Below are 21,528 nucleotides of genomic sequence, written 5' to 3' on the forward strand. Positions count from 1 at the left end.
CTACCGGAGCCTCCCCGCACACTGTCCGTTACTGCCTTGCGGACCAGCCCTCAGGCACGGGGAGAATTTCCATAATCACAACGTTATACAGAAAATATCTGCGCATAAAATCATAAAAACTCGCAGATTCCTTACACCTGAAAACTTGGCCGGGCGTGGCTTTGCGCGCGTTGGCGCAACAGCAGCGTGAGCGTGCCGAACAGATGATCGACCGAGCAAGGTTTGAGAAGAAAAGCCGCAATCATGGGAATGCGCGCACTGGCCGCCGGCAGGTGGGCACTGATAAGCACCACCGGAATCTGCGCATAGCGTTCATGCGACTTGATGTAGCGCGCCAGCTCCATGCCATCCATGCGCGGCATCCGCAGATCGGTCAACACCAGGTCCGGTGCATGATCCTGCATGAGCGCGATGGCATCCACGCCATCGGCCGCAGCCAGGACATTCAAGCCGCCCTTGCGCAGCAGGTCGCACAGCATCTCGCGCGACTCGGCATGGTCTTCCACGACCAGTACCGTCTGTTCTTCATTGTTGGTCCCCACCCCATTCCCTCCTGCCATTCACCCCGCCCCGACCATTGCGGTGACTTGTTGTGAAGGATGGTGATGGTTGGCGACGAAATGCGATATCAGGAAATTCCTGAAACTCTCGACAACATTGCGTTGACGCAAGAGATGTGCGGATTTAATGCGAGTAGGAGGAAGGCCCGAGCGGGCGGGCAGGATCAGGAGCGCGTGGGCAGCAGACGCTGGATTTCCTGCAGCAGGCGCTCGAAGAAGACCGGCTTGCGCAGGAACAGGTTGTGACTGGATTGCGACAGATCGTGGCGCTCCGGGGCGCCGCTGCACAGGATGATGGGCAGCGCCGGGCCACCCGGCAAGGCGCGCAGGGCGGCGCACAGCTCCAGTCCGTTCATCACCGGCATCATGCAATCCGAGATGACCAGGTCGGGCCATTGCTGCTGCGCCTTGGTCAGCGCATCGGCACCGTGGATGGCGCTCACCACCCGATAGCCATGCAGCTCCAGCAGCATGGCATAGGTATCGGTGATATCGATCTCGTCATCGACGATGAGGAGCAGCGGCAGCACCGCCTGCTGTGGGGGAGACACGCCGGACATGGTCAACGTCCATCCGCAACCGGCGCGGAAGAGGGAACGGAAGAGGAAGCAGACGCCGCCGATACCAGGCCGTCGATCTCAATGCCGGCGTCCGAAATATTCATCAGCCGGCTGGCGCCGTCATAGCCGTTTTCGCGCAGCTTCATCACCGAGATCTGGCGCCGGTTGACGTCATCCTTGACCACGTATTCCAGCAGCATCATGTTTTCATACAGCTGCGAAGAGCTGGGATCGACCTGGGGACGGGATTCGCGGAAATACGGCAATTGCTCGGTGATGAAGGTGGTCACCCCGCGCGCGCGCAATTCATTGGTCAGCGCCACCAGGAAGGGGCGCATCCGCTGCTGCTGCACCACGATGCTGCGCAGGCCATCGACGCCATCGATCAACAGCCGCGTCACGCCACGGCGGGCGATGTTGTCCAACATGCGCTTGGCCAGGTCGTCACACAGCATTTCCAGCGGCAATTGCCACATCATCTGCAAGGCGCCGCTGGCGATGTGCTCATCGAGCTGCATTCCCGCCTTGCGCGCCTTGGCCAGCAGGCGTTCGGGTGATTCATAGAACCCCAGGATCAGACATTGCTGCCCATCCTTCAAGCCTTGCTCGATGAAATGCAAACCCATCAGGGTCTTGCCCACCCCGGGGCTGCCCAAGAGGCAGGTGAGCGAACCACTGACCACGCCGCCACCGATGCACTTGTCCCAAGACGGGATGCCGACGCTGACGTAGCGGTCGGAGGTGCCGGGTACCTTGCCGGCACGGGTGGCGGTGGCTTCGAAGCGCGGGAATATCTCCACCCCGCTCTGGTTGATCTCGAAGACATGCTTGCCCAGCAGGTGATTGGCGCCGCGCAGCTTGAACACCTTGATCTCGCGCACCAGTTGCATCCCCGACTCGTACTGGCTCAGTTCGATGACGCCATCGACCAGGGTGTTCTCGGATTCGGGCAGGTTGCCCTCCACCGGCGAGAGCAGCAGCGTGGTGCAGTTCATGGTGAACACCAGCGCATTGAGCGAATGCATGAATTCCGACAGGTTCAGGTCGGACGGACCGGAATCGCGCACCGCGCGGAAGCCGTCGATGATCAACATGCTGGGACGATGGCGATTCAGTTCGGCACTGAGCAGGCGCAGCAGGCCGCGCAAGCCTTCCTTGGCCAGCGCGCCATAGCCGCTCAACATCTGCATCCGGTCGCCGACCAGGCTGTCATCGAAGAAATCGAAGTTGCTCACATGATTGAGCATCTTGGCGTGCGATTCGGCAATCAGGGTCAATAGCATCACCGGCTTGCCGCTGCGCGCCTGGGCAAACCCCACCTGCGAGGCCAGCGTGGTCTTGCCGCTACCGGCCAGTCCCTGGATCAGATAGAGACTGCCTTCGGGCAAGCCGCCCCCGAGGATCTCATCGAAACCGCCAATGCCCGTACTGAGCAGCGAAATACGGCTGGGACGCTGCGCTGGAGAGGCTAGGGGCGGATTGGACTGCGGATGATCGCTCATGGGGATGGAAGTCAAGTTTTTTATTGTGCAAAGATTTAATGACTTCTCGTCATTATACGATTGCCAAAGACATGACTAAGGCCGCCATCCAGGGCGAAAGTTGCACCGGTCAGTGAAGAAAAAGAGCCGCACATGAGCGACAGCACAGCTTGACGCCGCACCAACGAAAAACGCTACTCCTTTTGCCAGGAACAGCGTTGCTCATGAGCTGCGCGGTACCAGCCGCGGTCATCTCGATCACGATTTGGCCAAGCGCCCCTCCAATTCCGCCTGGTGACGCAAACGTTCATACTCATTCTTGGGCAGCGGCTGGGCATCGGCTTCACCGAGCTTCTCCAGCGGGATACGGTGAGTCTCGCGGGCCGACATGGCCGCCAGTGCGGCCACGATGGTGATACCAAAGGCGATGCTGCCCACCGTCAGCCAGATGTGGCTGGCCCCCGGCGGCGCCACCGCAGTAAAGAGCGCCGGCAGCATGGCGGTGATCGCCGTACCCAGGTTCTGGCCGATGGCCATGGCCGACACGCGAGCACGAGCCGGGAACAGTTCCGGGAAGAAGCTGGGGAACACGGCGTTATATCCCTGGTACACCACACCCCACATCAGGATCGACATGACGAAGGCCAGTTCGACATTGCGGATGCTGATGGCATACAGGTAGGCGAAGGCAAACAGCCCTGCCAGGAGCGAGCCGACGACGATGGGCAGGCGGCGACCGATGCGGTCCGACAGCTTGCCCACGTAGGGAATCACCAGCACCGCCACGATATTGCCTACCACCGGAATCCACAGATAGACATCCTTGGCAAAGCCCACGCCATAGGCCGGCTGCACCGCATAGGCGGCACCGAAGATGGTGGCCACCACCGGAATGACATTCATCAATGCCATGCAGACCACCCGCAGCATATTAGGCGTGCAATCGCGGAAGGCTTCCACCACCGGCGAGCGGCGCTTCAGTTCCTGCTGGTCGGCGGCCTTGAAGACCGGGGTTTCGTCGACCTTGCGGCGGATGATCCAGCAAACGATGATGACCAGGAAACTCAACAGGAAGGGAATGCGCCAGCCCCACACATTGAACTGCTCGGTGGGCATGTAGTGCGCCAGTGGCAGGAACACGGCGGCGGCCAGGATCTGCCCGGCCTGCACGCCCTGCAGAGCGAAGCTGGAGTAGTAACCGCGCCGCCCGAAGGGCGAGTGCTCCAGAATCATGGAACTGGCCCCGGAAATTTCACCAGCCACCGCAAAGCCCTGCGCCAGACGCAACAGCACCAGCAGCGCCGGCGCCCACAGGCCGACCTGGTCATAGGTCGGCAGCAGGCCCACCCCGATGGTGGAAAAACCCATCAGGAACATGCACCACAGCAGCACCTTCTTGCGCCCGTGGGTATCGCCCAGGTGGCCCAGCACGAAGGCGCCGATGGGACGCGCCACGTAGCCCACGCCATAGGTGGCCAGCGAGGCGATGATGGCGGTGGTCGGATCGCCCTTGGGGAAGAACAGCTGCGGGAAGATCAGCGAGGCTGCCGTGGCATAGATGAAAAAGTCATAGTATTCCAGCGCCGAGCCAATCCAGCCGCTGGCGGCGGCCTTCTTGCTCTGCTGCGTGTGATCGTTGGTATGTGAGGATTGCATGATGTCTCCGTCGGGTAATGCTGGGCAAGCCGCCCTGGTGGAGCGGGCCGGCTTGCCGGAAAATGAAGAAATTCAGAAGCGATGCAGGATGCCCATCTGCAGGCCCACCAGGCTCTTGCCATTGATGTCGGCCCCGGCCAGGTTGCTGCCCGGCCCGGCCGAACCGCTGAAGCGCCAGCCGGCATTGGCCTGGTTCTTCATATAGTTGGCAAAGCCATACAGCGTGGTGCGCTTGGACAGGTCGTAGTAGGCGCCGATGTTGCCCCCCTGGGCGCCGCCCTCCTTGTGGGAGGTATCGACCATGACCCCGTAGAGCGCGCCGATGCGCAATTGGGGCGTCAGGCGATAGTCCGCCGAGATCTGGTAGACATTGTAGAAGCGCTGGATATTGGGATCGTTACCGGCAAAGAAATTGTTGGGGTTGCTGACATTGTTGAGGATGGTCGCGGCATTGTTGCCATTGGCGTTGGCGGTGGTGTTGTTGCTGCGCACGTAGGCCAGGTAGATCTTGCCCGGGCCATAGTCGTAGTCGGCATACACGTTATGGTATTGCACCGTATTGTCGTAGCGGCCGCCGGCATTGGGTTTTGCCATCAATCCGGCATAACCGGCACGATACGGGCCGCTAGTGTAATCCACCCCGAGCTGATACACACCACGCCGCCCCAATCCCTCGCCTGCGGTCTCCGGCATGGCGTAGTGGAGATCGAACTGGATACCGGCCCAGCGCGGCGATTTCCAGGACAGGTCATTGTCGAAGCGCGAAGGCACGCCAAAGGTATTGATGATGGAACCGTAAGTGGTGCGCTCGGTATAGTCGATGGCGCCGCCGATGAAGAAGGGCACGCTGTTCTGGCGCCCGATACGGAACTCGCCGGCCGCCGGGGTCTTGATGCCGACCCAGGACTGACGGTCGAACAGGCGGCTGCTGTCGGCCAAGCCACCGGTGTCACCCGAAAAACCGTTTTCCAGCGTGAAGGTGGCCGCATAGCCAGCGCCCAGGTCTTCATACCCCTTCAAACCGATACGGCTGCGCAGGATGGCGCCATCGTTGAGGGCCCACAGGCTCTTGCCGCTGCTGCTGCGCATGTAGCCCAGGTATTGGTCCACGGTACCGTACAGGGTAACGTTGCTGGCGCTCTGCGCCAACGCCGTGCCGGAGGCGGCCAGCAGCAGGCCCATGGCCACCGGCGTGCGTAAGGATAGTTGCTTCATGTCTCGATGATCTCTGTTGTCGTTATGCTTGTGATGAAGTGGATCAGCCTTCCTACGGGCAAGAGCCCGCCCTGCCCAGACATGGCAAGGCGTGCATCATCGACGCGGGAATGGCAAGAACGGGGAACTGCGCCGGCCATCATGCCGGAGCGAAATCAGGATGGGGGATGCTGCGGTGTCATGTCGTCTCCTCTGTTGTGTTGATGCGGCCCGGCACCGGGACGACATCCTCAAACCCGCTCGCAATCGTTATTGTTTTGGCGAGCCGGCGCTACTGCTGCAAACCGGCGTCAGGCTGCCACCGGTTCACGCACCCGCAATCCGCGTCGCAGCACCTGATCGGTGACCCACTTGGCCGAGCGCCTTGCCCGCTCGGCGACCACGGCCGGCGACATCTGCAGGTAATCATCATTGAACACTTCAAAGCTGTAGTCGCCGCGATAACCGCTGCGATGCAGGCGCCGCACCATATCCGAGAGCTCCAGCGAATGCTCGCCCTCGCCGGGGAAGACGCGCAGGTGGCGCGCCGTCTCCAGCCGCTCCTCGGGGGTGCGGATTTCACGCCACATGAAGTCCGACAACTGCACCATCACGATGCGCTTGCCAGGAATGGCGTCCAGGTCTTCCAGCGCGCCGCGGTTGGCGAGGATATGAAAGGAATCGATCACCACGCCCAGGTTGGCATGGTCAGCCATCTCCACCACTTCCCAGGCCTGCATGTACTGGTTGATGTGCCGCCCCCAAGACAGCGCCTCGAAGCCCACGCGGATGCCCAGCGGCACCGCCAGATTGGCCAGCTTGGACAGGTCGCGCGCGATGTGGCGCGCATCGCCGCTGGCATGTTGCGAAGTGGACGAACACACCAGCAGCAAGGGCGAACCGACCGCCTTGCAGATCTGCAGCAGGTTCTTGGCCACGTCCACCTTGTAGTCGTGCAGCGTACCTTGCAAGCCCTCGTAGTCGCGCATGACCTGGATGCCGGTGACCCGTACGCCACTGTCGCGCACCAGCTTGACGGCGGCGTCCAGCCCGCCCGGATGGCCTACCAGATCCTTGGACCACAGCATGATCTGCGAGAAGCCGGCCGCCTTGGAGGCCTGCAACTTGGACTCCAGCCCACCCGGCAGGGTGATGGTGTCCATGCCGAAATGATCGAGGTTCACAATGCCTCCAATGTGCGGAAGTCATCCGCCGACACGCCCGGCCAGCCGAACAGCTCAAGATACAGTGGCGCCTGTTCGATCAGCATTTCCTTGCCCTTCTGGATGCGGCACCCCTGCGCCTGGGCCTGCACCAGCAACTGGCTCATCTCGATCTTCATGCCGCAATCGGCCACGATGGCCTGGCGGTTGACGCCTTCCAGCGCGAAGGGCATGGGGTCGCCCACATGCATCCCCAGCGGGGTGCAGTTGACCAACAGATCGAAACCGCTGGCGTCGGGCTGGGCAAAGCGCACCCGGGTCGCCGGGAAGGCCGCCGCCACCCGTGCCAGCAAGGCTTCGGCGCCGGCGCGATTGGTATCGAAGACACTGATCTCGGCCACGCCCTGTGCCGCCAGCGATGCCACGATGGCGCAACCGACGCCACCGGTGCCCACCACCAGGGCGCGCGTGCGGTGCCACACCAGCGGCTGCTCGCCGGCGGTACGGGCCAGCGCCCGGATGAAGCCCTCGCCATCGATCAGGTCGCCCCAGATCACTCCCTGGGCATCGCGATACACCGCATTGCAGGCGCCGGCCACGCGGGCGCGCAAGGTAGCTTGCTCGACCGCCTCCAGCGTCATGGGCTTGTGCGGGATGGAAACGAAGATGCCGCCCACGTTTTCCGTCTTCATGAACATGCGCACCGCTTCGCAATAGCGCTGCGGCTCGATCTTGAACGGGATGACGCGTGCATCCAGGTCGTGATGCTTGAAGTAGGCATTGAAGAGGGTCGGCGCCTTCACCTGTTCCACCGGCCAGCCGATGACAGGGAAGATGCGGGTGGTACCTGTGATTTCCTTCATGATCTCAATTCTTGTCTTTCTGGCTGCGTACCAGTTCGAAACTGACGCCGCCCTTGTAGAGCTGGGTGAGCGCACCGCGCTCGCTGATCTGGGTAGGCGCGCGGTCGACGAAGATCACGCCGCGCTCCTGCAATTGCCGCACCGCCTGCAACACGTCGGGCGTGCCCAGGCCCAGGCGCAGCCATTCTTCTTCCCAATGGATGTCTTCGGTACCCTCGGGCGGCTCCACCAACTGGATGTAGAACTGGCGGCAAGGGCTGGCCAGCAATGTGCCCTTGGGCAGGATGCCGAAGAACTGCCCTTCCGGCAGCACCGAAAAACCCATCAGGGTGGAATAGAAGTCGATCCACTCACGCGTACGATCCGGCCCCACCGCCTGCACCAGGCCGAAGAAATGCAAGCCCGAGAGCGCCGTGGTGGTGCGGCGTTCCTGGCTGGATGGCTTGAAATCGACGTCGTAGATGGAAAAGTCGCGATAGCGATCGACGAAATAGATGATCGAGTCGCCACAGCCATGCACGCCCGGAATATTCAATTCCATCGCCCCGGCCCGGGTCGGAATCGGCCAGGCCCCCAGTTCGGTCACACGGCGATAGGCTTCATTGGCATCGCGCACCCGCAGCGCGATGGCGCTCAGGTTGGTGGCCTGCACCTCATGGTCGAAGCCGGACCAAGCCGACACGTCGGCATTGACGATCACGTTCATCCCGCCCTGGGTGTAGAGCACCACTTCGCGCGAACGGTGCCGGCCGACCTGCTCGAACCCCATGCGCTCCAGCACGGCGCCCAGCGCCAACGGCTCGGTGGTGGCGTATTCGATGAACTCGATGCCATCGATGCCCAGCGGGTTGGTGGGGACAGGATTGTTTTCTATGGTGTTCATCATGATCCCGATGATTTGTCTCGGAGCCGAGTATAGCCAAGCCCCACCCCCACCAAAAGGCTAAAATGAAGCTAAACGTGCGATAATCGCGCAAGATGTTCGGCAATCACTCATTTTTGGATATTTTTTACGATGATCGACCAAAGCCCGGTAGACCTGGACATCCAGAAGCGTGACCTGATCGAAGGATTGATGAAGGGTTTCGACGTCATCACCGCCTTCAACAGCGACTCCCCCCAATTGACCGCCAGCGAGGTGGCCGAGCGCGTGGGCCTGACCCGCAGCGCGGCGCGCCGCTACCTGTTGACGCTGGTGCATACCGGCATGGCGGCCTCGGACGGCAAGAAGTTCTGGCTCATGCCGCGCCTCTTGAACCTGGGCCAGTCCTACCTGGAGTCGGCGCGCGTACCGCGTGCGGTGGTGCCCTTCCTGCAGCGGCTCACGCAGCAATTGCAGGAATCCACCAATTTCTCGCTGCTCGATGGCGATGAGATCGTCTACGTCACCCGCGTGACGGCGGCGCAACTGGTCAATGCCGGCTTCGAACCCGGCACCCGCCTGCCGGCCTACACCACCACTGCCGGTCGGGTCTTGCTGGGGATGCGGGAAGACGCCGAGATCCAGGCCTACCTGGAACGCGTGACCCTGATCCCGCACACCCACATGGCCATGACCGACAAGGCCGCGCTGTTCCAGGAAATCCTCACCATGCGCAAGCAGGGTTACGGCATCACCGAAAACCAGTTCGAGATGGGAATGCGCGGCATCGCCATCCCGGTCAAGAACCGCAGCGGCCGCGTCATCGGCGCCTTGAGCGTGACCTCCAACCTGGCCGCCTGCTCGCGCGAAGAAGCCCTGGCGCGCGGCCTGCCGGCACTGCAGACCACGGCCAATACCTTGATGATGTGGGTATGAAGAGGGAGCCTGGACGATGAGCGAGATCGACCACAGCGCAGCAGCTGCAGCATCAGCCTCAGCAGAAACCGAAGACAGCAGCACCGGCGGCCTGTCGCGGCGCGACTGGATCGCCGGGCTGGAAAAGGGATTGCTGATCCTGGAAGCCTTCGACTACGACAACCAGCGCATGACCTCGGCCCAGGTAGCGGCCCGCACCGGCCTCTCGCGCACGGCGGCGCGGCGCTACCTGTTGACGCTGGAACACCTGGGCTACTTGCACAGCGAAGGCAAGACCTTCGCCCTCACGCCGCGGGTGCTGAAGGTCGGCTGGTCCTATTTCGATTCGGCGCCACTGCCGCGCATCCTGCAGCCGCACCTGCAACAGATCACCGGCCAGACCGGTGAAGCGGTGTATGCCAGCGTGCTCGATGGCTGGGAGCTGGTCTTCATCGCCCGCAACGGCGCCACCCGCGTCATGACCACCGGCTTCGTGCTGGGCGCGAGAGTGCCGGCGCAACTGGCCTCACCGGGCATCGTCATGCTGGGCGCACTGCCCGAGCAACAGGTACGCGCCTGGCTGGCCACCTGCGCCATGACGCCCTTCACCCCGCATACCATCACCGATCCGAATCGTCTCTACGAGCTGATCGCGCAGGCGCGCCAGCAGGGGTATGCACTGGTGGAGCAGCAATTGCAGAGCGGCGTGCGCGGCATCGCGGTGCCGCTCAAGAACCGTCATGCCAAGGTGATCGGCGCGCTCAGTCTGAGCTTTCCGATGGCGGTCGAATCGCAGGAACAGACGCTGGTCCGCGTCCTGCCGGCCTTGCAGCAGGCGGCCAATGCGCTGATCCATCAGGTGTGACGGAGCAGCGCCGGTTGCGCATCAGAGTTCAGTAAACACCGTCTCGGCCGCCAGACGCGACTTGGGCAGCTTGGCATTGAAGTCGTCGGCGCCGCTGTAACCCAGGCCCACCAGCACCACGCTGGTGTAGCCCTGTTCGCGCAGCCCCAGTTCCTCATCCAGCACCTTGGCATTGAAGCCTTCCATCGGCACCGCATCCACTTCCAGTTCGGCCGCGCCCAGCAGCAGCGTGCCCAGGGCCAGATAGACCTGCTTTTCCATCCAGTGCTGGGCATCCTTCAATTCATAGCGATGCAGGTTGCTGTAGAGCAGGCGCGAACCATGCTGACCGGCCTTGGCTTGGGCATCGCCGAAGCGGCCATCGGCTTCTTCCTTGGCCAGCACGGCCTCCAGGTGCGGCTCGCTGATGGCGGTGCGGGCGCACAGCACGATCACGTGCGAGGCATTGGTGATCTTGGACAGGTTGTAGGGATGACCGGCCTCGGCCGCCTTGCCGATGCGCGCCTTGGCAGCCTCGCTGGCGGCGATGACGAAGTGCCAGGGCTGCGAGTTCACCGAGGATGGCGCCAGGCGCAGCAGTTCGCGCAGCTCGGCGATGATGGATGCGGGGATCTTGCGGCTGGGGTCGAAGGCCTTGGTGGAGTGACGCTTGCGGGCGGCGGAGAGCAGGCTCATGGTATTTCCTTCCGTTGAATGGGTCTGATGTTGAGTATTAAAGCGCGCTTAATGCTCATGAATCTGAGAGTGCGGCTTGCGTGACATCATCGGCCAGGATGCGGTTTCAAAAAAGCGCAGCGGGGCAGAAACATTTTCAAAAAATAATTGAAAGTAGAATGAGGGCTTCGATCCCACTTCTTCATTGTCTCTGCTCATGATCCGCCTGGAAGACCTCACCATCTTCGTCTGCGCCGCCGACAACGGCAGCCTCTCCGCCGCTGCCCGCCAGCACGACGTCACCCCGGCGGTGGCCAGCGCCGCCATGAAGCGCCTGGAGGGCGAACTGGGCGCGCGCCTGCTGGCCCGCTCCACCCGCAGCCTGCGCCTCACGCCCGATGGCGAACGCTACCTGCAATACGCCCGCAATGTCCTGGCCGAAGTCAACGCCGGACGCGATGCGGTGGCCCATGGCCGCCGCGTGGTGGGCGGCACCCTGTCACTATCGGTGCCCTCGGATTTCGGACGCAATCTGATGTGCCAGTGGCTCGATGAATTCCAGGCCCAGCATCCGGCGGTGAACCTGCAGGTACGCATCAGCGACCGCGTGGCCGACATGTTCCGCCAACCGGTGGAGGTGGCCATTCGCTACAGCCCGCCCGAGGATTCCAGCCTGGTGGCGCTAGCGCTGGCCCCGGACAACCGGCGCGTGCTGTGCGCTTCGCCCGACTACCTGGCGCGCCATGGCCGCCCGCGCACTCCGGCCGATCTACGCCAGCACAATTGTCTGCGCTACCTGCTCTCGGATACGCTGCATTCGCAATGGACCTTCTTCAAGGACGGTACGCCGCTGCAGATGCAAGTCAGCGGCGACCGCGTCTGTGACGATGGCGAACTGGTACACCGCTGGGCCGTCGATGGCCGCGGCATTGCCTACAAGTCGCGCCTGGACGTGCTGGCCGACCTGCGCAACGGCAGGCTGGAAGCGCTGCTGCCGGACTATGTGGGCGAGGCCTCGCCGCTGAACCTGGTCTGCACCCACCGCATGAGTCTCTCGCCCACGGTGCGCGCCTTGCGCGAACTGCTGGGCGAACGCATCGGGCGTTATCTCACCGACCGCTGACGCGACCCTGAAGCCATCAGGCCCCGCCAGCCACCCGGCGCGTGGCCAGCGCAGGCAAAGCCGGCAACACCAACCCCAGGCACAGCAGGCCCATGCCCAGCAACAGGTCGCCTGAGAGCTGCTCGCCGAAGATCAGCGACGACAGCGTCAAGCCCACCACCGGCACGCCCAACATGCACACCGACACCGTCACCGGCGAGAGTCGCTGGGTCATCTGCAAGACGATCAGGAAAGTCAGGGCGGTCGCCAACGGACCGGTATAGGCGATCACACCCCAGGAATGCGGATTGGCCAGGAAGGTCGGCGCGCCATCGACCACCAGGGCCAGCAAGGACAGCGGCACGGCCGCCACCAGGGTCTGCCAGGGCAACAGATCGAAGTCCAGCTTCACGCCCGGCGTCAGCTTGATCTGCAGGATGTTCATGGCCCACGACAGCGAGGCCGCGCCCAGCATCAGGTAGCCGATCATGCTATGCATGTCCGCGTGCAGCAGTGCCGGCAGCACGATCACGGCCATGCCGGCATAGCTGCAGACGGTGGCCAGCGATTGCTGGGTGCTCAACTTGTGCTTCAACACCAGCGCCGCGCCCGGCACCACCCAGATCGACGTGGCATAGGCGATCAGCGAAGCGCGGCCCGGCATGACAAAGTGCAAGGCGCCGGTCACCAGGGCCGTGAACAGACCCATCTGCAACACTCCCACCCCGGCCACCACCGGCCACTCCTGGCGGGTCGGCAGGCGCAGCTTGCCGAGGGCGGCGGCAATGACGAAACTCAGGATGGCCGCCGACAGGAAGCGGCTGGCCGCGAACCACAGCGGCGGGATGAACTGGCTGCCGAACTTCATCACCGGCCAGTTACCGCCCCAGATGCAGATCGCCAGCACCACGGCCAGCAGGAACAGCCGGCTCATCGGCTGGCGCCGGGTAGACGCGGTGCGGGTCGCAGAGCGGTTGGCAACGGGGGTGGCAATGACGGTGGACATCTCGGGCTCCAGGATGAAAACGGAGCGCCGCAACGCCGTGGCAAGGTCCATCAAAACGGTCCACCCGGCGTATGCTGCAGCGCATCCAAACGGCTCCCATGGTAGAGAAGAGGTCACCAATAGTGCTGCCGTATTGGATGGCAAGAAAGCCTGTTTGCAGCATTTCTTGCGGCCAACTGCATGTTGGAAAGAATATTCACCTGCACAAACCCATTTGGTGCGGCACGCACCACTTCGGGCGTGTTGCCGCACCACATCTGCAGATCACTTCATATCGCCCCCAAACCACGATCTTTCAGCGCCTTGCCCTCAGTCCGGCACGCGCTGCTTTGGTCTGGCCGGATCAGGCAGGCCGCAGGGCAGGAACTGACCGCGCCCGGGGGTGGCGCTCACTTGGCCATCGTTCCAGACGATTTCGCCGCGCGACAGGGTCAGCACCGGCCAGCCCGTCAGCTCCATGCCCTCATACGGGGTGTAGTCGACGTCGTGATGCAGCATCTCGTTACGCACGGTGACCGCGCGATGCGGGTCCCAGATAGCGATGTCGGCATCACTGCCGATGGCGATGGTGCCCTTGCGTGGATACAGGCCATACATCTTGGCCGGGTCGGTGGCGGTCAGTGCCACGAAGCGGTTGAGATCGATACGGCCCTTGCCCACGCCTTCGGAGAACAGGATGGGTAGGCGCGTCTCCAGCCCCGGCGTGCCATTGGGGATGTAGCGGAACGGCACTTCCCGGCCGCCCGGTTTCTTGCCCTGCGCATCCTCGTAGCGAAACGGCGCATGGTCCGAAGAAAACACCGTGAACAAGCCGCTGGCCAGGCCATCCCAGACATATTGCTGGTTGGCCTTGTCGCGCGGCGGCGGGCTGCAGACGCACTTGGCGCCGTGGTAGCCGTCATCAAGGTGATCGGCCGTCAGTACCAGATATTGCGGACAGGTCTCGGCATGGATGCGCAGGCCATGGCCGTGCGCCCAGCGGATCTGCTCGATGGCTTCGCGGCCGGAGACATGCACGATCAGGATGGGCACGTCCACCAACTCCGACAGGGCGATGGCGCGATGAGTGGCTTCCCGCTCCACCATCATCGGACGCGAGTAGGCGTGGTATTTGGGGGCGGTCAGGCCGGCTTCTTCCAACTGCTCGGTGAGCCAGCCGATGCAATCGGCATTCTCGGCGTGCACCATGACCAGCGCCCCTTCCCTGCGCGCCAGCGCCAGCAGGTCGAGGATCTGGCGGTCATTGAGCTTGAGATCGTCATAGGTCATGTAGATCTTGAAGGAGGTATAGCCCTCGCGCACCAGTTGCGGCAGCTCGTGCTTCAAGACCTCTTCGCTGGGATCGCTGACGATCATGTGGAAGGCATAGTCGATCACCGCCTTGCCTTCAGCCCGACGATGGTAATCCTCCACCGCCGCGCGCAAAGAACCACCCTTGGCCTGGGCCGCGAAAGGAATCACCGTGGTCGTGCCGCCGCAGGCAGCGGAAATGGTGCCGCTGCGAAAATCGTCGGCCATGCGCAGTCCCTCTTCCATCGGCTGGTCCAGATGGCAATGTGCATCCACGCCACCGGGTAGTACCAGCTTGCCGCTGGCATCGATCTCCTCGCGCCCCGGAGGCAGGCCCCGTCCCAGCATGGCGACCTTGCCATCCTTGATGCCGACATCGCATTGCATGATGTCGGCGGCCGTCGCCACGGTGCCGTTGCGGATCACCAGGTCAAAGCTGTCCATCTGTATTCCTTTCGAACGCGCGTGTATCACCCCGCGCCGCCGGCACGGGCCGCGGCGTGAGGCAGAAGATGAAAATGGAAGATGCCGCCGACGCGGCCAGTGCCAGTGCTAACGCACGTCGCGGAACAGACTGCCCCAGCCGCGGATGCGCGATGGATCGGCACCGGCCTGCTGCAGCGACTTCCAGACCACGGTGGAGATGGTGTCGTAGATCGGGATGCCGACCTCGCGCTCCAGTTCTTCCACCAGCGGTGCACCGCGCAGGTTGGTGCAGAAGATGGTGATGGCCTGCGGCTTGTCCTTGGCTACCTCACGCACCATGGCGCGCAATTCCTCCGCACCGACCTCCGAGAAGGAGAAATTGTCCTGCTTGCGCAGGTGGCGTTCGGACACGCATTCCAGCCCCGAGGCCGCATAGTTCGCGATGATGGCGGCCTGCACCTCGTCCAGATAAGGCGTGACCAGGCCGAAGCGCTTCACACCCGTGAGGTCGAAGATCTCGTTCAAGGCCAGCACCGAGGTGCAGGCCGCAATGCCGGTGGCTTCGGTGATGCGGCGGCACAGGCGTTCATCGGCATCAAAACCCAGCCAGCCCGAGGAGGTGCCATTCCAGGCGATGCTGCCGACCTTGGCGTGCGAGAGCAGTTCGGCTGCGCGCAGGATCTCGCTGTCATCGAATTGCGCCAGCGCCTGGTTGGACAGCGCAATCTCGGTCACGCGGAAACGGCCGAAATGGGCGCTGGCTTCAGGAATATCGGCGAGCATGGCAGTGGTGACCGGCTCCAGCGTGGTGTTGGAGGACGGCGTGAGCATGCCGAGCAGGGTGCGTGGGATCATGAGGTTTCCTTTCAGGCGGCCAGGAGGGCAGCGTCGGCATGGGCCAGCGCCGATTCCTCGCGGATCAGGCTCAGCACGTGGCGCTTGTACTGGTTGAATTCGGGTGTGGTGGTATCGCGCGGACGCGCCAGGTCGATGTCGATCAGCTCGCGCATGTGCCCCGGGCGATGCGTCATCACCGCCACCTTGGTGGCCAGGATCAAGGCTTCATCCACGCTGTGGGTGACGAAGACGATAGTGCCCTCGTAGCGCTGCCACAGTGCGACCAGTTCTTCCTGCATCTCCATCTTGGTCTGCGCATCCAGCGCGGCAAAGGGCTCGTCCATCAGGATCACCGAGGGATTCTGCAACAGCGCGCGGGCAATGCCGACCCGCTGTGCCATGCCACCCGAGAGTTCGCTGGGATAGTGGTTCTCGAAGCCCTTGAGCTTGACCGTTTCGATGAAGGGTTGCGCTGCCGCGCGCCGCTGGGCCGCGCTCTTGCCCTGCAGCTTGAGCGAGAAGGCCACGTTGTCCCAGACCGGCAGCCAGGGCATCAGGTTGGCCTGCTGAAACACCATGCCGCGATCCGCACCCGGCCCGGTGATGGCCCGCCCGGCCACCCTCACTTCACCGCTGGTGGGGAATTCAAAACCGGCGATCATGTTAAGCAGCGTCGACTTGCCGCAGCCCGAGGGGCCGAGCAGGCAGAGGAATTCCTTCTTCTCCAGCGCCAGGCTGACGTGGTCGATGGCCAGCATGTCGGTGCCGCGCTTGCGGTCCTTGAAGACCTTGACGATATCGTTCAATTCGATGAATGCCATGATGCGATGTCCTTGATCGTTGAGGTGCTGGTTCAGGCCTTGCCCTGCACGGTGGCCACGTGCTGCCAGCGCAGCATGGAATGCATGATCTGCTTGAGGATCCAGTCCGCCAGGAAACCCAGCAAGCCGATGCTGATCATGGCCGCGATCACCAGGTCATAGCGCAGGAAGTAATACGAATCCCACAGCGCATACCCGAGCCCGCTCTTGACGGCCACCATCTCGGCAGTGACGGTGAGCATCCAAGCGCTGCCGATACCGATGCGCAAGCCCGCGAAGATACTGGGCATGGCCGCCGGCAGGATCACGAAGCGCAGCAGTTGGCTCTGCTTGGCACCGGCCATGGCGGCCGCGCGCAACAGGTTGCGGTCGGCGGTTTTGACGCCGTGGACGGTATTCATCAGGATCGGGAAGAACGCCCCCAGGAACACCAGGAAGATGGCCGGCTTGTTGGCAATGCCAAACCAGATGATGGCCAGCGGAATCCACGACACCGGCGGGATCGGCCGCAGCATCTGCACGGTCGGCTCGATGGTGCGCTCGACCCAACGCCACCAACCGATGGCCACCCCCAGCGCAATGCCGGACGCTGCCGCGATGAGATAGCCTGCCGTCACCCGCAGGCAACTGGCCATGGCGTCATAGATCCATTTGCCGCTGCTGTCCTGGGCCGCCTCATTGATGCCGAAGATCCAGTCCATCCAGGTCGCAAACACGCGCGAGGGCGCCGGCAGCAGCGAGGCCGGGATCATGCCCGAGCGGGAGAAGGCCTCCCAGCCCAGCACCAGCAACAGCGGCACCGCAAAGCGCCACTTGGCTTCCGACAGGGATTGCTTCCATCCACTCATGATCGTTCCTTGGGGCTAGTGTGTCGTCGTGAATCAATAACCGAGTTCGGTCTTGGGCTTGCCGGTCACGCTCATCAGGAAACTGTAGTCCATGTTCTTTTCAGCCAGCGCCGAGACATCGCTGGAGACGTACCTCAAGTCCTTCATCATGGCGGCAATGGCCTTGGTCTGGGTGCGGTACATGCGATAGTCGGGATAGGCATTGTTGAGCGCCTCGGTGGCGATCTTGGCATCCAGCCCGGTACCCTTGACGATGCTATTGATCCAGCCCTGCTTATCCTTCTGCAAGCCATCGACCAGCTTGACCACGGCGGCCACCGTTTCCCTGACTTCGGCCGGATGTTCCTTGATCACATCCGAACGCGTGACGATCAGGTTGGTCAGGCGACCAGCAGCCTGGTCATAGGGATAGGCAAAATGCTTGCCAACCCCGGTCATGCGGATCTGCGAAGCGAAAGGTTCGACCGAGCAGATCAGTTCCACCTCGCCGCGTGCCAGTGCGGCTGCATGGTCCGAAGGATTGGGGATGTTGACGAACTGCACGTCCTTGGACGGATCGATGCCATGCCCGGCCAATTCGCCACGCATGTGCAGATCCTGCGCATTGCCGCGCGAGGCAGCAATGCGGAAGGGCTTGCCCTCGGCCTTGTATTGCGCAATCAACTTCTTGAGACCGGCCCAGTCGTCCGCGCCCAGCTTGCTGTCCTTGCCCACCAGCATCTCGGAGCCGCCATTGACCTGGCCCGACACCGCCACCAGATCAAAGCCCTTGTCCAGCCCGCTCACGTAGGCCAGGTAAGTCACCTGGGCGATATCCACGCTCTTGGACACCAGCGCGGTGAGGGCATCACTACCGGCGGTGAAGTTGATGCCTTCGATCTCCACGTTCTGGGCCAACGCCGGCACCATGGCCATGGACATGCAATGCGCACACTTGGCATAGGCCAGCTTGATCTTCGGCTTGGCCTGGGCCAGCGCCGAGCCGGCGCCCAATGCAGTACAGGCCAACAGGGTAGCCAGGGCGGCGGCCTTGAAGGACAGGCCGAAGGGGGACTTGCGGACTTGCTGTTGCATGGTGTTCTCCCAGGTGAACAAGCGAAAAAATATTTTGTGACAATCTAGTTTTCTATTGCCACCGTTTATGCAAAGCCTGTGCCAGCCAGAAATGGCGCATCGCAAGCGCTGGGAATTGCCCGAATAAGTCCGATCTGATGGGCTTTCCGCTGATCCAGCCAGTCATGATAGGCCATCAGCAAGAAGCGGGAACGCACCAAACAAGTCCATCCTTGCGGTCAGGATCAAAAAAAATGCCCCGATGAAGTGCAACAATAAACAATAAACTTTGTGCCTTAATTTTTATTATTTTGTGACAATAAACCCGCACAATTTTCCGTTATGATGACGGGCAAACGCCATACCGCATCCATCCCAGACCTCATGAGCACCTCTACCGCCAGCAGCACCCGCAAGAAGCACAACAAGCACGAGAACCCGGACAACAGCCCCTTGCCCGGCCAGGCCTTCAGCGTGCGCCCGCTGGCCGGCGACGCCATCTACGAACGCATCGTCGGCGCCATCATGGAACACCGGCTCACCCCCGGCACCAAGCTGGTGGAAGAAAAGCTGGCCGGCATCTTTGGCGTGAACCGCACCCGCGTGCGCGAGGTGTTGGCACGGCTGGCGCATGAAGGCCTGATCATCACCATCCCCAACCGCGGCGCCTTCGTCGCCAGCCCCACCCCGGAAGAAGCCCGCAACATCTTCGCTGCACGCCGCCTGCTGGAGCCGGCCCTGCTGCGCCACCTGTGCGAACACACCCGGCCCGAGCACATCGCACTGCTGCGCGCCCATGTCGCCGAAGAAGCCCAGGCCCGCGCCGACAACGACCGCCGCGCCATCATCCGTCTATCCGGCGAATTCCACATCCGCATCGCCGACATGGTAGACAACCCGGTAATGAGCAAGATGATGCGCGAGCTGGCCTCGCTGACCTGCCTCATCATCGTGCTCTACGACTCGCCCACGGTACCGGCCTGCACCCACGACGATCATGGCCACATCATCGACGCCATCTCCGAGGGCCGCACCGAGGACGCGATCGCCACCATGCTGGAGCACCTGCACCACATCGAAAGCGTGCTCGACATGTCCACCCCGCAAGGCGAGGACGACGATCTGGAAGCCTTGCTCGGCATGGGATGAATGCGGCGTGTATGGATGCTTAAGGACGCTTTAAGCTCGCTTTGAGGTAGTCTGGAGGCTATGCCGGGCAGCGCAGACTGCCGGCTTCATCATCACCAGGAGATGAGATCATGCAAGCATCCAGCCCGCAATTGCTGCTACGGCACGACCAGCGCGGCATCACCACCCTCACCCTGAATCGCCCGCAGCAATTCAATGCGCTCTCCGAAGCCATGCTGCAGGCCTTGCAGACGCAACTCGACGCCCTGGCGCACGACGACCAGGTCCGCTGCGTGATCCTGGCCGCCAATGGCCGCGCCTTCTGTGCCGGCCACGACCTGCGCGAAATGCACGCTACTCCCGAGCAGGCTTACTACCAGCAATTATTCGAACGTTGCAGCCAGCTCATGCAATCCTTGCGGGCGCTACCGGTGCCCGTGATCGCCAAGGTCCAGGGCCTGGCCACGGCCGCAGGTTGCCAATTGGTGGCCAGTTGCGACCTGGCGGTGGCCGCCGACAGTGCGCGCTTTGCGGTCTCGGGCATCAATGTCGGCCTGTTCTGTTCCACCCCGGCCGTGGCCTTGACGCGCAACCTGCCCATCAAGCGCGCCTTTGAAATGCTGGTCACCGGCAAGTTCATCGATGCCGCCACCGCCGCCGACTGGGGATTGATCAACCAGGCCGTGCCCGAGACGCAACTCGACGCCGCCACCGAAGCCCTGGCGCGCGAGATCTGCAGCAAGCCCGCCATCTCGATGGCACGCGGCAAGGCCCTGGTGTACCAGCAGCAGATGATGGCATTGCCCGATGCCTATGCCCACGCGGCCGAGGTGATGGCCTGCAACATCATGGACGGCGAAGCGATGGAGGGGATCGCGGCGTTCCTGGAAAAGCGTGCGCCGCAGTGGCCGTCGACGCAGGCTTGATGGCGGCGAGGGTGACTTGCGCACCGGCGCCATGGCAAGCGCTCAGGTTTTCATCAGGTACCACAGCACGGGCGCGTCGTGGGCATCCAGGTCAGGTAGCGGTACGCTCTCCCCTTCCTGGATCACGCATTGCCGCCCCTCCAGCCGCCGCGCCAGCCAACGACCGGTCTGCGGGCACGGCTGGGTCGGATACACGGCCAGCGCGGTGCAGCTCTGCTGGTGCTGCCGATAGTCGCTGGAACGGCGCAGCGCAGACAGGTCGAGCGCGGCCAGGGTGTCGCGCAGCTCGGCGAGGGCGTCATCATCGAAGAAGTCATCGCGTACCAGCAGGAATTTCTTCTTGCCCAGCGGCGTCATGGCGATGGCGCCGGGGCGCTCTTCTACAGCTTCGATCAGGCCCGCCTCCTGGGCCGCCGACAAGGCTTCGTTGACCAGGTCGATGGGTAGATCGTCGAATACATCCGAACCCGGCACGGCACTGAGGCGGATCGCCTCAGTGCCATCGTAGTCGGCCATGGCGAAGGGATAGAGGACGGCACGGATGAAGTCGTCGGGGATGAATTCATAGTCGGGCTGGGATGGCGTGGTCATCGGGTGTTTTCCTTGGGGTGATGCTGGGCAATATGGTTCTATTCCACCGGCTTGATCTGGCGGATCACTTTTCCATCACGCACTCGTAAAAACTCGACAGGCTCACCGACATGACTGACCTCATAGCCGAGTGACTTTCCATACATCACCATCTCGTAGCCCGTGTCGCAGCCGAGCATGTTGCGATGGACTATCTCCACCTTGGACTTGCTCAGTGCAAGGAGATACGCCTGCTTTTCTGGCTCGCCATTAAAGCAGAGCGGATAGGTATTCCTTTGGTCTACCGGAGGAGCGATGGTCATCACGACAAAATGTGTCTTGCCTGATCGGATGAGGCTATCGTTATCGACTTCCAATACGAACTTCTTGTCGATCAAGGCATTGATCTCTTCCGAAAAAAGCAGCTCGAGAGGCCCATAGACCAGAAGGTTCAATAAATACACGGGCTTTTGCGGCGGTGTCTCGCAACACTTGCTGCCATCTTCATATACCAGGGCGTATTGCGGGAGGCCATCACTTCGCAAGAAATACGCCTTTCTTATCTGCGCCAACCTCTCTTCTGGAAGCACAACGGCAGCACAGGCGCTGGCAATCCCGAAAAAGAACATCCCCCCCCAACACATCATCCTGAAACTGATACGCATATCCGCCTCATGTCAAAATATTTAGTAAATTTCAAAGCATCGAGATCGATGCCATTCATCGACAGACCCCGATAGAAAAATCT

General features: G+C 62.3%; 22 protein-coding genes. 5 read left to right on the forward strand and 17 right to left on the reverse strand.

Going from position 1 to position 21,528, the window contains the following annotated elements; translation table 11 throughout:
* Positions 1–131: 131 nt before the first annotated feature.
* The 8 genes from RC54_RS19810 to RC54_RS19845 all read right to left on the reverse strand — a co-directional run bounded on the left by RC54_RS19810 (position 132) and on the right by RC54_RS19845 (position 8,363).
* Positions 132–542, reverse strand: coding sequence for a response regulator (locus RC54_RS19810; RefSeq protein ID WP_058896604.1), 411 nt, complete (start codon positions 540–542; stop codon positions 132–134).
* A gap of 182 nt (positions 543–724) precedes the next feature.
* On the reverse strand, positions 725–1,120 hold the full coding sequence (locus tag RC54_RS19815; RefSeq protein ID WP_058896605.1) for a response regulator: 396 nt from the start codon (positions 1,118–1,120) through the stop codon (positions 725–727).
* A 2-nt stretch (positions 1,121–1,122) separates the two neighbouring features.
* Positions 1,123–2,622 carry an ATPase domain-containing protein gene (locus RC54_RS19820; RefSeq protein WP_061788679.1) on the reverse strand — a complete coding sequence of 500 codons (1,500 nt, stop codon included), beginning with the start codon at positions 2,620–2,622 and terminating at the stop codon, positions 1,123–1,125.
* A gap of 237 nt (positions 2,623–2,859) precedes the next feature.
* Positions 2,860–4,257, reverse strand: a complete 1,398-nt coding sequence (locus tag RC54_RS19825) for an MFS transporter (RefSeq protein WP_058896607.1) — start codon at positions 4,255–4,257, stop codon at positions 2,860–2,862.
* 72 nt (positions 4,258–4,329) lie between these two features.
* Entirely contained in the window at positions 4,330–5,472 is a 1,143-nt protein-coding gene (locus tag RC54_RS19830; RefSeq protein ID WP_058896608.1) for a porin, read from the reverse strand.
* A 290-nt stretch (positions 5,473–5,762) separates the two neighbouring features.
* Positions 5,763–6,635, reverse strand: coding sequence for a sugar phosphate isomerase/epimerase family protein (locus RC54_RS19835; protein ID WP_061788678.1), 873 nt, complete (start codon positions 6,633–6,635; stop codon positions 5,763–5,765).
* Entirely contained in the window at positions 6,632–7,477 is an 846-nt protein-coding gene (locus tag RC54_RS19840; protein WP_058896610.1) for a shikimate dehydrogenase family protein, read from the reverse strand. Before RC54_RS19840 ends, RC54_RS19835 begins: the two co-directional genes overlap by 4 nt.
* Positions 7,478–7,481: 4 nt before the next feature.
* Complete coding sequence (locus RC54_RS19845) at positions 7,482–8,363, reverse strand: 4-hydroxyphenylpyruvate dioxygenase (RefSeq protein WP_058896611.1); 882 nt, start codon at positions 8,361–8,363, stop codon at positions 7,482–7,484.
* A gap of 129 nt (positions 8,364–8,492) precedes the next feature.
* Here RC54_RS19845 and RC54_RS19850 point away from each other — a divergent pair, with 129 nt between their 5' ends.
* Both RC54_RS19850 and RC54_RS19855 read left to right on the forward strand, forming a co-directional pair.
* On the forward strand, positions 8,493–9,275 hold the full coding sequence (locus RC54_RS19850; protein ID WP_058896612.1) for an IclR family transcriptional regulator domain-containing protein: 783 nt from the start codon (positions 8,493–8,495) through the stop codon (positions 9,273–9,275).
* A 16-nt stretch (positions 9,276–9,291) separates the two neighbouring features.
* Positions 9,292–10,119, forward strand: a complete 828-nt coding sequence (locus RC54_RS19855) for an IclR family transcriptional regulator domain-containing protein (RefSeq protein WP_082803052.1) — start codon at positions 9,292–9,294, stop codon at positions 10,117–10,119.
* A gap of 21 nt (positions 10,120–10,140) precedes the next feature.
* Here the strand turns inward: RC54_RS19855 and nfsB are convergent, their stop codons facing one another.
* Positions 10,141–10,794, reverse strand: coding sequence for an oxygen-insensitive NAD(P)H nitroreductase (nfsB, locus tag RC54_RS19860; RefSeq protein ID WP_061788677.1), 654 nt, complete (start codon positions 10,792–10,794; stop codon positions 10,141–10,143).
* A 196-nt stretch (positions 10,795–10,990) separates the two neighbouring features.
* On the opposite strand from nfsB, the gene RC54_RS19865 reads away from it, so the two are divergent.
* On the forward strand, positions 10,991–11,896 hold the full coding sequence (locus tag RC54_RS19865) for a LysR family transcriptional regulator (protein WP_061788676.1): 906 nt from the start codon (positions 10,991–10,993) through the stop codon (positions 11,894–11,896).
* Positions 11,897–11,912: 16 nt separating this feature from the next.
* Here the strand turns inward: RC54_RS19865 and RC54_RS19870 are convergent, their stop codons facing one another.
* The 6 genes from RC54_RS19870 to RC54_RS19895 form a co-directional block, all read right to left on the reverse strand.
* Positions 11,913–12,881 (reverse strand): DMT family transporter, encoded by a 969-nt coding sequence (locus RC54_RS19870; protein ID WP_061788675.1) that lies wholly within the window; start codon positions 12,879–12,881, stop codon positions 11,913–11,915.
* Between the two features lie 309 nt (positions 12,882–13,190).
* On the reverse strand, positions 13,191–14,621 hold the full coding sequence (gene hydA, locus RC54_RS19875) for a dihydropyrimidinase (protein ID WP_255220984.1): 1,431 nt from the start codon (positions 14,619–14,621) through the stop codon (positions 13,191–13,193).
* A 102-nt stretch (positions 14,622–14,723) separates the two neighbouring features.
* The gene (locus RC54_RS19880; RefSeq protein WP_058896616.1) at positions 14,724–15,452 is read right to left on the reverse strand and encodes a maleate cis-trans isomerase family protein; all 729 of its coding nucleotides are present in this window, start codon (positions 15,450–15,452) and stop codon (positions 14,724–14,726) included.
* 11 nt (positions 15,453–15,463) lie between these two features.
* Entirely contained in the window at positions 15,464–16,255 is a 792-nt protein-coding gene (locus tag RC54_RS19885) for an ABC transporter ATP-binding protein (protein ID WP_061788673.1), read from the reverse strand.
* A 32-nt stretch (positions 16,256–16,287) separates the two neighbouring features.
* Positions 16,288–17,103, reverse strand: a complete 816-nt coding sequence (locus RC54_RS19890) for an ABC transporter permease (RefSeq protein ID WP_061788672.1) — start codon at positions 17,101–17,103, stop codon at positions 16,288–16,290.
* 33 nt (positions 17,104–17,136) lie between these two features.
* On the reverse strand, positions 17,137–18,177 hold the full coding sequence (locus tag RC54_RS19895) for an ABC transporter substrate-binding protein (RefSeq protein ID WP_171939869.1): 1,041 nt from the start codon (positions 18,175–18,177) through the stop codon (positions 17,137–17,139).
* 363 nt (positions 18,178–18,540) lie between these two features.
* Here RC54_RS19895 and RC54_RS19900 point away from each other — a divergent pair, with 363 nt between their 5' ends.
* Complete coding sequence (locus RC54_RS19900; RefSeq protein WP_231738771.1) at positions 18,541–19,305, forward strand: GntR family transcriptional regulator; 765 nt, start codon at positions 18,541–18,543, stop codon at positions 19,303–19,305.
* 110 nt (positions 19,306–19,415) lie between these two features.
* Positions 19,416–20,210 (forward strand): enoyl-CoA hydratase, encoded by a 795-nt coding sequence (locus RC54_RS19905; protein WP_058896619.1) that lies wholly within the window; start codon positions 19,416–19,418, stop codon positions 20,208–20,210.
* A 42-nt stretch (positions 20,211–20,252) separates the two neighbouring features.
* Here RC54_RS19905 and RC54_RS19910 read toward each other — a convergent pair whose 3' ends face one another.
* Both RC54_RS19910 and RC54_RS19915 read right to left on the reverse strand, forming a co-directional pair.
* A complete protein-coding gene (locus tag RC54_RS19910) occupies positions 20,253–20,801 on the reverse strand; it encodes a hypothetical protein (protein ID WP_061788671.1) in 549 nt (182 codons plus the stop codon).
* A gap of 38 nt (positions 20,802–20,839) precedes the next feature.
* Positions 20,840–21,445 (reverse strand): hypothetical protein, encoded by a 606-nt coding sequence (locus tag RC54_RS19915; protein ID WP_231738773.1) that lies wholly within the window; start codon positions 21,443–21,445, stop codon positions 20,840–20,842.
* Positions 21,446–21,528: the final 83 nt, after the last annotated feature.

Source organism: Herbaspirillum rubrisubalbicans (assembly GCF_003719195.1).
GTDB lineage: Bacteria > Pseudomonadota > Gammaproteobacteria > Burkholderiales > Burkholderiaceae_D > Herbaspirillum > Herbaspirillum rubrisubalbicans.

Coding starts and splice junctions, on each gene's coding strand:
- RC54_RS19825 (WP_058896607.1), bottom strand. CDS start 4,257: ATGCAATCCTCACATACCAACGATCACACGCAGCAGAGCAAGAAGGCC.
- RC54_RS19915 (WP_231738773.1), bottom strand. CDS start 21,445: ATGCGTATCAGTTTCAGGATGATGTGTTGGGGGGGGATGTTCTTTTTC.
- RC54_RS19870 (WP_061788675.1), bottom strand. CDS start 12,881: ATGTCCACCGTCATTGCCACCCCCGTTGCCAACCGCTCTGCGACCCGC.
- RC54_RS19865 (WP_061788676.1), top strand. CDS start 10,991: ATGATCCGCCTGGAAGACCTCACCATCTTCGTCTGCGCCGCCGACAAC.
- RC54_RS19885 (WP_061788673.1), bottom strand. CDS start 16,255: ATGGCATTCATCGAATTGAACGATATCGTCAAGGTCTTCAAGGACCGC.
- RC54_RS19820 (WP_061788679.1), bottom strand. CDS start 2,622: ATGAGCGATCATCCGCAGTCCAATCCGCCCCTAGCCTCTCCAGCGCAG.
- RC54_RS19855 (WP_082803052.1), top strand. CDS start 9,292: ATGAGCGAGATCGACCACAGCGCAGCAGCTGCAGCATCAGCCTCAGCA.
- RC54_RS19900 (WP_231738771.1), top strand. CDS start 18,541: ATGAGCACCTCTACCGCCAGCAGCACCCGCAAGAAGCACAACAAGCAC.
- RC54_RS19905 (WP_058896619.1), top strand. CDS start 19,416: ATGCAAGCATCCAGCCCGCAATTGCTGCTACGGCACGACCAGCGCGGC.
- nfsB (WP_061788677.1), bottom strand. CDS start 10,794: ATGAGCCTGCTCTCCGCCGCCCGCAAGCGTCACTCCACCAAGGCCTTC.
- RC54_RS19890 (WP_061788672.1), bottom strand. CDS start 17,103: ATGAGTGGATGGAAGCAATCCCTGTCGGAAGCCAAGTGGCGCTTTGCG.
- RC54_RS19910 (WP_061788671.1), bottom strand. CDS start 20,801: ATGACCACGCCATCCCAGCCCGACTATGAATTCATCCCCGACGACTTC.
- RC54_RS19815 (WP_058896605.1), bottom strand. CDS start 1,120: ATGTCCGGCGTGTCTCCCCCACAGCAGGCGGTGCTGCCGCTGCTCCTC.
- RC54_RS19845 (WP_058896611.1), bottom strand. CDS start 8,363: ATGATGAACACCATAGAAAACAATCCTGTCCCCACCAACCCGCTGGGC.
- RC54_RS19850 (WP_058896612.1), top strand. CDS start 8,493: ATGATCGACCAAAGCCCGGTAGACCTGGACATCCAGAAGCGTGACCTG.
- RC54_RS19880 (WP_058896616.1), bottom strand. CDS start 15,452: ATGATCCCACGCACCCTGCTCGGCATGCTCACGCCGTCCTCCAACACC.
- RC54_RS19830 (WP_058896608.1), bottom strand. CDS start 5,472: ATGAAGCAACTATCCTTACGCACGCCGGTGGCCATGGGCCTGCTGCTG.
- RC54_RS19895 (WP_171939869.1), bottom strand. CDS start 18,177: ATGCAACAGCAAGTCCGCAAGTCCCCCTTCGGCCTGTCCTTCAAGGCC.
- RC54_RS19840 (WP_058896610.1), bottom strand. CDS start 7,477: ATGAAGGAAATCACAGGTACCACCCGCATCTTCCCTGTCATCGGCTGG.